At 43.3% G+C, this 11,391-nt stretch carries 11 protein-coding genes; 5 read left to right on the plus strand and 6 right to left on the minus strand.

Annotated features, from left to right (window positions below; genetic code table 11):
- Positions 1–142: 142 nt before the first annotated feature.
- Together nagA and nagB are read left to right on the plus strand one after the other, a co-directional pair.
- Positions 143–1,333, plus strand: coding sequence for an N-acetylglucosamine-6-phosphate deacetylase (gene nagA, locus BTW01_RS04740; RefSeq protein ID WP_162101886.1), 1,191 nt, complete (start codon positions 143–145; stop codon positions 1,331–1,333).
- Positions 1,330–2,058 carry a glucosamine-6-phosphate deaminase gene (nagB, locus tag BTW01_RS04745; protein WP_162101887.1) on the plus strand — a complete coding sequence of 243 codons (729 nt, stop codon included), beginning with the start codon at positions 1,330–1,332 and terminating at the stop codon, positions 2,056–2,058. Before nagA ends, nagB begins: the two co-directional genes overlap by 4 nt.
- A gap of 330 nt (positions 2,059–2,388) precedes the next feature.
- Here the strand turns inward: nagB and BTW01_RS04750 are convergent, their stop codons facing one another.
- Positions 2,389–6,258: a metallophosphoesterase gene (locus BTW01_RS04750; protein ID WP_162101888.1), complete on the minus strand. Its 3,870-nt coding sequence runs from the start codon at positions 6,256–6,258 to the stop codon at positions 2,389–2,391.
- Between the two features lie 191 nt (positions 6,259–6,449).
- Here BTW01_RS04750 and BTW01_RS04755 point away from each other — a divergent pair, with 191 nt between their 5' ends.
- Together BTW01_RS04755 and BTW01_RS04760 are read left to right on the plus strand one after the other, a co-directional pair.
- Positions 6,450–6,950 (plus strand): MarR family transcriptional regulator, encoded by a 501-nt coding sequence (locus tag BTW01_RS04755; protein ID WP_162101889.1) that lies wholly within the window; start codon positions 6,450–6,452, stop codon positions 6,948–6,950.
- A 19-nt stretch (positions 6,951–6,969) separates the two neighbouring features.
- Positions 6,970–8,181 (plus strand): MFS transporter, encoded by a 1,212-nt coding sequence (locus tag BTW01_RS04760; RefSeq protein ID WP_162101890.1) that lies wholly within the window; start codon positions 6,970–6,972, stop codon positions 8,179–8,181.
- A 28-nt stretch (positions 8,182–8,209) separates the two neighbouring features.
- Here BTW01_RS04760 and BTW01_RS04765 read toward each other — a convergent pair whose 3' ends face one another.
- The 4 genes from BTW01_RS04765 to BTW01_RS04780 are packed head-to-tail and all read right to left on the minus strand — an operon-like array spanning position 8,210 to position 10,221.
- Complete coding sequence (locus BTW01_RS04765; protein WP_162101891.1) at positions 8,210–8,569, minus strand: phage holin family protein; 360 nt, start codon at positions 8,567–8,569, stop codon at positions 8,210–8,212.
- A gap of 4 nt (positions 8,570–8,573) precedes the next feature.
- Positions 8,574–8,768, minus strand: a complete 195-nt coding sequence (locus BTW01_RS04770; RefSeq protein ID WP_162101892.1) for a PspC domain-containing protein — start codon at positions 8,766–8,768, stop codon at positions 8,574–8,576.
- 4 nt (positions 8,769–8,772) lie between these two features.
- Positions 8,773–9,870, minus strand: a complete 1,098-nt coding sequence (locus BTW01_RS04775; RefSeq protein WP_162101893.1) for a DUF4097 family beta strand repeat-containing protein — start codon at positions 9,868–9,870, stop codon at positions 8,773–8,775.
- A 24-nt stretch (positions 9,871–9,894) separates the two neighbouring features.
- Positions 9,895–10,221, minus strand: a complete 327-nt coding sequence (locus tag BTW01_RS04780) for a hypothetical protein (RefSeq protein WP_162101894.1) — start codon at positions 10,219–10,221, stop codon at positions 9,895–9,897.
- A gap of 218 nt (positions 10,222–10,439) precedes the next feature.
- On the opposite strand from BTW01_RS04780, the gene BTW01_RS04785 reads away from it, so the two are divergent.
- Positions 10,440–10,670 carry a hypothetical protein gene (locus tag BTW01_RS04785; protein ID WP_162101895.1) on the plus strand — a complete coding sequence of 77 codons (231 nt, stop codon included), beginning with the start codon at positions 10,440–10,442 and terminating at the stop codon, positions 10,668–10,670.
- 199 nt (positions 10,671–10,869) lie between these two features.
- Here BTW01_RS04785 and BTW01_RS04790 read toward each other — a convergent pair.
- Positions 10,870–11,391 (minus strand): flagellin (locus BTW01_RS04790; RefSeq protein WP_274379690.1); only part of this gene is annotated, 522 nt, incomplete at its 5' end.

The following is an 11,391-nucleotide window of genomic DNA, read 5'->3' on the forward strand; positions in this document are numbered from 1 at the left end:
CACAATACTTTCATTTTATCACTTTCAGGCTTGACCTAAAACAGATTTTATAAAAGACTGGAAAACGCCTTTGCTGGTCTAGATCACTAATCTGAAAAGAAGTAAAATAAATGTATTCATATTCCAGAAAGGCGGCTCATTTATGACAGAAAGTCTTCTTATCAAAGGCATTTCGATCGTAACAGAACAGGAAGTCATCAAAAACGGCTATGTCGGAATCAATAAAGGAAAAATCAGCACAATCTCAACAAAACAGCCTAAAGAGTCTTTTTCAAAAGAGATTCAAGCACCGGCTGATTCCGTTTTACTCCCCGGCATGATTGACATCCATATTCACGGCGGCTATGGCGCAGATACGATGGATGCAAGCTTTTCCGCTCTCGACACCCTGTCATTAAGACTGCCAGAAGAAGGCACGACAAGCTTTTTAGCAACAACAATTACCCAGGAACACGGGCACATTTCTCAAGCTTTAGGAAATGCCAGGGATTGGAAAATAACTGAAGAATCCTCTTTATTAGGCGCAGAACTGCTCGGCATACATTTAGAGGGACCCTTTGTCTCACCCAAAAGAGCCGGAGCGCAGCCAAAGGAATGGATCAGGCCAGCGGATGTTGCGCTTTTCCAAAGGTGGCAGCAGAAGGCGGGCGGACTGATCAAAATAGTCACTCTCGCGCCCGAAGAAGATCAGCATTTTGAACTGATCCGCTGTTTGAAAAAAGAATCGATTATCGCGTCGATGGGGCACACAGATGCCGACTCCGCATTACTGCTGGAAGCCGCAAAAGTAGGTGCAAGCCACATGACACATCTTTACAATGCGATGAGTCCGTTTCATCACCGGGAACCCGGTGTAATCGGAACTGCGCTTGCCCATGACGGATTTATGACAGAGCTCATTGCCGACGGTATCCACTCCCATCCTTTAGCGGCAAAGCTTGCTTTTTTGGCAAAAGGCAGCAGCAAGCTTATTCTCATTACCGATTCCATGAGGGCAAAAGGCCTGAAAGACGGCGTATATGAATTCGGCGGCCAAAGTGTGACGGTTAGAGGAAAAACAGCTCTGCTTTCAGATGGAACACTTGCCGGTTCGATTCTCAAAATGAATGAAGGCGCACAGCATATGCGTAAGTTTACAAATTGCTCTTGGATGGATATAGCGAATATAACATCTGCAAACGCGGCCAAACAGCTGGGCATCTTTGACCGAAAAGGCAGTGTGGCAGAGGGAAAAGATGCCGATCTTGTCATTGTCAGCAGTGATTGCGAGGTGATTCTCACTATTTGCCGCGGAAACATTGCATTTATATCTAAGGAGGCTGACCAGATATGAAAGTAATGGAAGTTCAAACATATGAAGAGCTTAGCCAAAAAGCATCCAGCATAGTAGCGGATATCATCAGAAAAAAACCTGACGCTGTTCTCGGTTTAGCGACAGGCGGCACACCGGAAGGCATGTATCGAGAACTGATTCGCCTGCATCAAACTGAAAATCTCTCATTTCGAAATGTCACCACTGTTAATTTAGATGAATACGCCGGGCTTTCAAGCGATGACCCAAACAGCTATCACTACTATATGAAAAGCCGATTTTTCCAGCATATCGATAGTAAGCCGAGCCGCCATTTTATTCCGAATGGACAGGCAGACAATCTCGAAGCCGAGTGCAGACGGTACGAACAAATAGTCGAAGCTCTCGGCGGGACTGACATTCAGCTTCTCGGCATCGGCCGAAACGGACATATCGGCTTCAATGAACCGGGAACACCTTTCAAGTCGCAAACACACGTTGTGACTTTAAATGAACAAACACGCCAGGCGAATGCCCGATATTTCCCCTCAATAGACAGTGTCCCGAAAAAAGCGCTCACAATGGGAATCCAGACAATTCTCTCAAGCAAGCGCATCCTGCTGCTTATTTCCGGCAAAAGCAAGGCAGAAGCTGTGAAACAGCTGTTAGAAGGTGACATCAATGAAGATTTCCCTGCATCTGCTTTGCACTTACATTCCGATGTAACGGTTTTGGTTGATCGCGAAGCAGCAGCATCAAGGCGTTAAAAGAAACATGGTTGACTGATAAAAATACTAAACAAGCACTTCTCCCCGCGGTTTTCATATATCCTCGGTAAAGCAGTCCTTGAGGTGCTTGTTCCATTTTCAGCTTGCTGACATTAGAAGGAGCTTAGTGAACCGTCATTCGGCATATTCCGCTTATCGGGAGAAAAGCAAGCGATTTCAAGTGCAAAACAGGAGCTTAAACCAAGCGCCCCAACATTTTCGCCATTCAAATACGGTTCCTAAACAACGTTTTTATAGTACGGAACACCTTTTAAACATGGATACAGAGGCGACTTTCACATTTTCTCAAAAAAATCTCCAACCCCTTTTTTAAGGATTGGAGACATGGCGAAAATCCAACTGATCTGGCGCAGGACGATATGTCTCTTCTTTCGTCTTGAACTTCCAAATCGGTGATCTTGTTTTTCCATTAAAACTGTCTTCTACAATCGTGTACCAATAATAAACAGTATGCGGCTCAAGTTGGTTCCAGCTGAATTCAGCGATATCCTCACTCTTCACTTGCTTTCGTTTTCCAAGCTCTTCATTGGTATATACATTACACTCGAAATAATCGGTTTCCACCTTTTTGATCCTCGGCTTCAAATCAAGAGAAAGGGAAAACTCATCCTTATTGCCGTAGCTATCGGTATCATAATAGTTTTTATCGTTTACATACGGAGAGTATGTCGATACATGCACCATATCATTCGCTTGGTCGAATTGCAGTAATCGCAAGTACCCTTGTCCCCCTTCTGGCCCGCCCTGATAGTCGGCAAGCATTTGATGCACGAGGCGATCTGTTTTTCCATCTCCATCATCATCTAGCTCATCAGTTTTTTTCACCGCGCTATGATAATGTCCGCTCAACACCATCACGACATTCGGATTTGGCTTCACGACGTTTTTGAATATTTTCTCTCCGATCGGGCTTCTATTTCCGCTGACCAGCAAATACTCATGAAAAGCTAAAACAGCCATCCGGTCAGGGTGCTTCTTCAGCACCTGATTCATCCATGCAATGTCTTCATCGGTAATGCCCCACCCCATGTACAGCATGATATAATCATTGCCTTTGCTTGAAATCAGATCATAATGTCCACGATTATTTTTATAGGAGCCTCCATAATATAATTTTTTTCCAAAACGATCACTGCCAAAGTATTTTCCAAAGGCCCTGTAGGACCCGTCTTTATGCCCGACATCGTGGTTACCGGCCAGCACGCCGTAAGGAATTCCGCTTTTATCCAGAACGGACATTGACCGATTGGCGTTTTTCCACTGTCTGATATCAGCTGAATCATCTACAATATCACCTGTGTGAAACACATATTTGATATTGAGTCTCTTCTGATTGTCTTTGATCCAAGCAGTTTGTTTATCAAAAATATGCGGAAAGCTTTCGGCGTAATACTGTGTATCGGACATCCAGACAAAGGTGTACATATCCTTGGCAGGAGGAATTTCATCTTGTACGATCACATTCATCTTCGACTTCCGCACAAAATCGGAGACGATGACAGACGCTTTCAGCGTAAACGACTTGTCATTCTTTGCAACAAAGCTGTCAACAGGCTGCCACTCGTTGGTCCGGTAATTCCGCACATACATCGTTACTTTTCTCCCAGGTAAAGAACTTCCCTTCCAAACCGCTTCCGCCAAATCGTTCTCATCAACTGAAGGATCAACCGTTACTTCAAAACGATGATAAGGAAACAGCTCCTTCTTTTCGGTTGATACAGTCTTACCGTCTGCCGCAGATACCCGCTCCAATTCTTTATTCGTAAAAGGCGTCTCACTTTCCGGCATAAAATCTTTCGGCGGTTCAGTCAGTGACGCGTGCTTGAATATTTTCACATTGTTACGCGCTGTATATTGAAATCCTCTATAAAAAGCGACATCCATAGCGTCATTCGTCGGGTCTTTTACCCGTACAGAAAGCTTAGCCCTATGTATATCAACTTTGCTATCTATGACCTCAGGCTGATCTGGATGCTCTCGCTCTGTTTTGAACGTCCGCTCAATCACTGTTTTATTGCCAGCGAGATCCACTGCTGTCACTTTTAACGAATGCTTCCCAGGCAAAAGATCGGAAGATGACGTATGGTACGGAAGTGTAATACTTTCACCGTCTAAAGATGCCTCTGTTTCTTCAATTTTGCTCCATTTATCATACATATCCGCCTTCAGAATGAGGTTTCCTTTATACGTTTGCCCCTCGGTGATATTTGGTTCGATGTGCGGCCCGGAATTATCTACCCGCACAACCAGATTTACATTTTCCTTGCCGTCGCTTGCTTGAATATGGTGAGCGCCTTCAGAAAGCTTTGTTGTATCCCACTCCAATAGCTGTGACGTAAAAAGTTCGTCAGTCAGATTGAATTGATATTGCCAGCTTTTATTCGAACGCTGATTATCTCCAATAAACAGTTCTTTCTCAGGAGAAACCCTTTGATCCCTGATCACGGTTCCATCCGATAACACCAATCGGGCGTTTTTGACTAAGAAATCGTCACGATTTTCAGCCGTATCAAAAGGAGAGACCTTTGAACCTGACCGTATCGTAATACGCTGCAGCTGCTTCCCTTTACGAAGCAGTGTCTCTGGTAATGGAACAGAGTAGGTGCGGTATTTATTTGTCGTATCATCAAACACCTTTAACACTTTGCCTTCCATCGTTACCGCGTTTTTAAAATAAAGATTCGTTTTCCTCGTATCGAACGCAAAAAATACTTCCTTTTCCATAGCAGGCTCTGTCACTTGTTTCTTTCCATCAATCCACAGCTTCATGCTGCCAGTGCGCCCGTCTGTCGTCGCTTTCAGAAACTGGGTTCCCGACAGCGTGTCTCTGTTTTCAATGTTCATCCGCAAACCATGAGACTTGCTGGTTTGTTTAATATCAATCATTTTGACCGGCGTTTTTGCTTCATTGATCCCGTCTCCTGCCGCCACGTAATACTCAAGCTGGTCCATCCCGATCAGCTCAGGTGAATACACAATATAATGGTAGAGATTGTCATTCCGATCTTTTTCAGCAAGAATGCGCTTAAACGGTTTGTTTTCATCTGTCCGATAGTAAAAAGCTGCCGTTTTCACAAGACTTCGATCCTGTATGTCAGCACGCAGCTCCACGCTTTCAGCAGGACGGACAGGTTTGCGGTCCGTTAAATCCTCAATGACCGGTTTTTCTTTATCAAGCTTGATTTTTCGTTTCTGCTCAGGCACCTGCGCCTGTAGTACAGTTCCGGGTGACGGGGTCTTTTCTCCGATTGAAATATTGAGAAGTTCTGCGGTTCCGTCCAGCGGATACTTGTAAAGCACAGACGACAGCCGGCGCAGCGCATGTTTTCGGTAATGCGCAACTGAAATATCTTTACCTGTATTTGTTGCGATCACAACTGCTCGCGGCTTGGTATTGGCCATGCCCTCTGTGCCTTCTATCACCGCAAGATTTTTCCCTTCCGTTAATTGCGTCTGATAATATCGATTGAAATCCTCCGCCTGCAATTCTGGATGTCCGGCAGGCTTCAGCCAAATCACAAACGTTTCCCCGGATGGTATCATGATCCTTTCATCCGGTCTCCAAATCAAATCGGAATCAGGCCCTTCTTTTGGATAGCGATAACGAATGTGATAGTCTTTAAAATCAATCGTTCTGTCAGTTGTATTATAAAGCTCTATAAATTCATAACCGTCTGCACGCCCCTTGTTCTTTGTATCAACCGCTAGTTCTGTAATCAGAAGCTCAGGAATATGAGCAAGATCAGCCTGATATCCTTCAAGCTTTAGCTTTTTCATCTCCGACTCAATCCGCTGCTTTCCATTTGAGACCACAATGTAATACTCAAGCTCGCTATTCCATATCAGCCGTTTCGGGATTTGCGCGAAAAACTTTCGGACCGCTCCGGGTGTCGGATCCATCGGCACCATTTTGAAGCCCAGCTCATTACTTTGTTTATAAAACAGAAAGGCAGAAAATGCTTGATACTCGTTGTCACGCACTTGAGCCTCAATCATCAGATTGCTTTTCATTTCAGCTTTCACTTCAATTAGAGGGGGATTTTCCAGCAAGGGTATGTAATGAGGCGTTTGGAACGATTCCTGTTTTGTCATAGGGACAGCTTTCGGTTCATGATGGCCGCCAGATAAAACAGAAAGAAAAGACAAAAGCAAAGAAGCGATAACTGTGTAGTTCCTCATCAAAATACCTCCCTTTTCACGTATTTTGCATCTGAACAGGGTAGCTTATGAGTTCATTTTTAAATTTCTATACTGTCAACCAAGAAACATTTTTGTCATTTATTCATAACTTTTTTGACACATACGCCTAAAAGACGTATATTATTATCGTTTACTAGTGAACAATAAACCAATAAAAGAAGGTTGAAACAATGTCCAATTTGACAAAGCAGATGATATACGACGTATACGTGAGACTATTGCACCTTAATGAACAAAAAGCGAACACATCACTTCAGCGATTTTTTAAGAAGGCCGCCAAAGAGGATATGATTGATATCCCTAAAAACATGACAAGTATTCATGTTATTGACTGTATCGGCCAGCATGAACCCATTAACAATGCGGGAATCGCCAGAAAAATGAACTTATCGAAGGCGAATGTCACGAAAATCAGCATAAAACTGATTAAGGAAGAATTCATTAACAGCTATCAGCTGACAGATAACAAGAAAGAAGTGTATTTCAAATTAACCCGTAAAGGCAGACGGATTTTCGACTTGCATGAGAAATTGCATAAAAAAAAGGAGCTGGCGTTTTACCAATTCCTCGACTCATTCTCACAAGATGAGCAAAATGCTGTACTGAAATTTTTAGAGCAGCTGACGTCTTCAGTTGAAGCAGAACAAACCAACGAGACTCCGGACAAATAACACAAAAGGCGGTGTACCAATGGCTCAAACGGAATCAAGGGCGGTATTGATCTTATACACTGTATGCTTCAGCGCGTTTTTTGCATCTTTAAGCCAAAACATTTATTCACCGATTATCCCGATTATTAAAGAATCGTTCCATGTTTCCGCAGCAATGGTCAATCTGTCAGTCTCAGTCTTTATGATTGTGACAGCGATTATGCAAATTATTTTAGGAACCATCATCGATTTTAAAGGCGCACGGTTTGTTTTGATCGCTGGAATTCTGGCAGCGGCAGCTGCCAGCGTCGGCTGTGCGGTGACCACCGACTTTACTTTGTTTCTGATATTCAGAATGATACAGGCGGCCGGGTCCGCAGCACTGCCTCTTATTGCTGCCACAATAATCGGACAGCTGTTTACAGGCAGTGAACGCGGAAGTGCCATGGGAACGTATCAAATGCTCCTTTCCGCCGCTCCAGCTATCGCGCCTGTCCTTGGGGGATTGATAGGCGGAGCAGCCGGGTACGAAGGGATCTTTTGGATGCTTACGGCCGTCTCTGTCATTATGCTGGCGGCAAACGCCATGATCTTTCCCAAGGACGCTCCCGCTGAATCTAAGCAGAAAGCTAAGGGAAATGTTTTTGCCCATTACAAATCAATATTTACAAATCGAACAGGAAACGTCATTTTAACCTTAAGCTTTGTCCTCTTTTTCATTTATTTTGCGGTAATCGTCTACCTCCCGATATTGCTGACGGAGCATTATCATATTGATGTGAGCATAGCAGGGCTGTTGTATTTGCCGCTGGCCCTTAGTACAATCGCAGGTACGTTTCTGTTTAAACGAATACAGGCAAAAGTCACGCTGAACACTTTGTTTATCGGCAGCAATGTGATGGCGGCCTGCAGCATCATTTTATTCGCCGTTACACATTCCGTTTCTCTTATTCTCATGGCTCTCGCACTGGCATTGTTTGGCATCTCAATGGGGGTTATTCCTCCTTTGTACTCCACAATGATCACCAACGAATTTGAACACAACAGGGGGAGTGCAATCGGAATGTTTAACTTTATCAGATACACAGGCATGGCGGCAGGTCCGATGATATCCGCCTATCTGCTCACCATGATGCCGTCTGTCATGTCGTTTGGCCTCTTAGGCCTTATATTTGCCGCATTGAGCTTTTTCCTTCTGCCGCAATTGTATCCGCCGCAAAAGCGTATAAAACAAAAAAAGCACCACATGTAAAAAAGCTGCCATTGCACGGCAGCTTTTTTTATCTTTTTCTAAGAGGATCTAAAATTCCTTTTTGAATCAGCAAATGGAAGACCGACAAGATAACGGATGCCCATATCGCTGCGCCGAAGCCGTCAATTTGAAAACTGTCACCCATAATAGCCGCGGTCATCATCAGCGTGATGGCGTTAATCACAAACAAGAAGAGACCGAACGTCACCATCGTGACTGGCAGTGTAAAGATAATCAAAAGCGGTTTAATCAGCACGTTTAAGATCGATAAAATGAGGCTGGCGATAATCGCCGCCCCGATGCTGCTGATATGGATGGAATCAATGTATCCATCAATAACAATTAATAACAATGCATTTACCAAAATGCTGACTGCCCATTTCACCATATCATTACATATCCCTTTCTGATGGAACGATAAAAATCCAAATGATATAAATGAGCAAAACAGGTAAAACACTTGTCATAACAGCCAGGATGACAGTTATAACTCTGAGAAGCGAGGCATCCCAATTGAAATATTCCGCGAGTCCTCCGATGACACCCGCAATTTTTTTGTTTTTTTCTGAGCGATAAAGTCTATTCATTCGATCACCTCTGTGAGTACTTTAGTTTGATGGCGCCTGTCAATGATTCTGAGAAGACGGTGATGTTTTGATCATGTGCCTGATTTGAAGTGAACATCATTTCTTTTTGAATGGTATCATTCTTTTCTTTCAGCATCTCAACATCCATTAATTCATGGGACAGCGAACCTAGATTGCTTTTCAGCTCCGCCTTCACTGCAAGATCGTCCGGAATCGCAAGCTCCACATTTCCAGTCGTCGTTTTCGTGTAAATAGAGCGGCAGTCCGATTCTGTTACGTTAATTGCAATATTTCCATTAAAGCTTTGCACATCAATCGATTCGCTTCTCCCGCGAAGATCAATTAATCCGTTAATCGTTTCCGCTTCGAGCGTGCCGCAGCTGTGGCCGGCGAGTTTAATTTGCCCGTTGGCCGTTTCCGCTACAGCTTTTTCCGCCGTTAAATGCGAGAACGACAGCACACCATTTGTCGTTTTCGCCGAGAACTCTTTCACATGTAAATGTTCCCCTCTGACCGGACCATTAAACAGCTTCACCCGAATCTTATCATACTCCTTCTGAGGAATATAGAGAGTCACATTGGTTTTCATTGTTTTCTTCTCAGTACGGATAAAAAACTTATTTCCTTTGATTTCACATTCAATATGCTGAAGAAATGCGTGTCTCGCCGCGTCCTGGCTGTCAGCGCGATATACCTTCGCCTGGCATTCCGCCCTGATATCTTCGTCTTCCCAAGGAACGATATTCACGCTTCCGTTAGCAATTTGAAGCTCTACACTGGAAAAGTCAGTATCTTTAAATTGAAAAATATGCTGAACATCATACGCATGGCCAAAGTTCAAATCAAGGTCAACTTCCTTGACCTTTTTCACGGCCGAATCGATCCAGTCAAACAGCTTGGCCCCTAGAGACGGTTTGCTGCTTTCTTTTTTTGCCGTTGTAAACGGCTCTTCCTCTTCATGCATATGAACTGAAAGTGCTGTGATTTTCTCTTCTTTTTCCTTGTAGTCGCTGTCAAGCTTTTCAATCAGTTTCAAAGCCTCTTGGGCTGTAAGCTTGCCTTCCTCAACAAGCTTAAGGATTCGTTCCTTTTCTTGTTTCATTACGATCTCCTCCCCATTGTCTACTTATGCTATACGCAGCACCTTAATGCCCTGAATCACATTCCAAATCATAATGCCAATAACAACTAAGAAATAAATACCCGCTCCCCCAATCATCACAAATACAGGAAGCACGCTGTCACTATCAATCGCAATGGCTACGCCCAGAAAAGCAATAAAAAGGACCAGCCAGCCGGCAACAGGAACAATATGAGAAATAAGAGAACGGATGGCATGCCGTTTTGTTTCTTTCTCATCTACAACAAAATAAGCGACAATCGGGACAATGATTGGCGCAATGAACACACTGAAATAACAAAGGGATGCAATAATAGATTGATTACGATTCAATACATGTCACGCTCCTATTGCGGATTTCCCGTGACCAAAGATCAGGGACGTTTTGCTTATTTATACGTTTCAAACGTTTTCAGGTTTCAAATTCATTCTTTAGACGTAATCCGATTTACGGAAATTGGATTTTAAAAAGTTTCAGAAGTAGAATCTTTCCGCTGGACCGATTACAATATGTAAAAAGCTTACGGCAATCAAGGAGGCTGGACAAAAAAATGGATAATGATCCCAGTGACTATACAGTAACACAAGAATCGGTGCTAAAGCTGATTCGCGAACAAAAAAGAATGAATCGTGAAATGATCGCCGAGCTTGAAGAGATTCACGGACCCCTTCCGATCTCGCACGATATTCAATACATAAAAGTGCTGCTCGACAGCAGCAACACGCACATTGTTCGAGATTTAATGAGTGTAAGCAAGCAGCTGTTTAAGAAGACGTTGTAATTGTGGGATAAGTTGCATTCATTATAAATGAAACAACGCCAAAGGTTGGATGCATATCTTGCCTTTTTTGTTTGGAAGAAACAAGTGACTCTCTGGATGTCCCACCATCATTGTAACAAAAAAAGCCTGCCGGCATATCCAATGAATGGACACTGTCGGCAAGCTATGGCTACTAAAAAGAACGATAGCCGTTCAAAAATTAACGTAACAATTGAAGTACGTTTTGTGGCTGTTGGTTTGCTTGAGCAAGCATCGCTTGAGAAGCTTGAGAAAGAATGTTGTTCTTTGTGAACTCGCTCATCTCTTTCGCCATGTCAACGTCACGGATACGAGATTCAGCAGCTGTCAAGTTTTCACCAGAAGCGCTTAAGTTGTTGATTGTGTGCTCAAGACGGTTTTGTACCGCACCAAGTTTAGAACGTTGGTTAGAAACTTGTTTAATAGCACCATCAACGATGTCTAATTGATCATTAAAAGAAAGAGCATCTGCTGCAGTTGGATCAGCAAATTGTTTTACATCGATTTTATCAACTGTGTGGTCAGCTACAAGAGCATTGTTCTCGTCAAGTGCACCAAGTTTATCTGAAGACATCGCTTCAATGTTCACATCTAATTTTTGCGCTTTGTTCGCACCAATTTGGAAAGTGAGTTTTTTTCCATCAGTGGAATTGAAATCTCCATTAAGGAGTTTTTTACCATTGAATTCAGTACGATCAGAGAT

The organism is Bacillus sp. SKDU12 (assembly GCF_010093085.1).
Taxonomy (GTDB): Bacteria; Bacillota; Bacilli; order Bacillales; family Bacillaceae; genus Bacillus; species Bacillus mexicanus.

Excerpts from the sequence above, each read along its gene's own strand:
- BTW01_RS04750 (WP_162101888.1), bottom strand. The coding sequence starts at position 6,258 with ATGAGGAACTACACAGTTATCGCTTCTTTGCTTTTGTCTTTTCTTTCT.
- nagB (WP_162101887.1), top strand. The coding sequence starts at position 1,330 with ATGAAAGTAATGGAAGTTCAAACATATGAAGAGCTTAGCCAAAAAGCA.
- BTW01_RS04760 (WP_162101890.1), top strand. The coding sequence starts at position 6,970 with ATGGCTCAAACGGAATCAAGGGCGGTATTGATCTTATACACTGTATGC.
- nagA (WP_162101886.1), top strand. The coding sequence starts at position 143 with ATGACAGAAAGTCTTCTTATCAAAGGCATTTCGATCGTAACAGAACAG.
- BTW01_RS04765 (WP_162101891.1), bottom strand. The coding sequence starts at position 8,569 with ATGGTGAAATGGGCAGTCAGCATTTTGGTAAATGCATTGTTATTAATT.
- BTW01_RS04775 (WP_162101893.1), bottom strand. The coding sequence starts at position 9,870 with ATGAAACAAGAAAAGGAACGAATCCTTAAGCTTGTTGAGGAAGGCAAG.
- BTW01_RS04785 (WP_162101895.1), top strand. The coding sequence starts at position 10,440 with ATGGATAATGATCCCAGTGACTATACAGTAACACAAGAATCGGTGCTA.
- BTW01_RS04770 (WP_162101892.1), bottom strand. The coding sequence starts at position 8,768 with ATGAATAGACTTTATCGCTCAGAAAAAAACAAAAAAATTGCGGGTGTC.
- BTW01_RS04755 (WP_162101889.1), top strand. The coding sequence starts at position 6,450 with ATGTCCAATTTGACAAAGCAGATGATATACGACGTATACGTGAGACTA.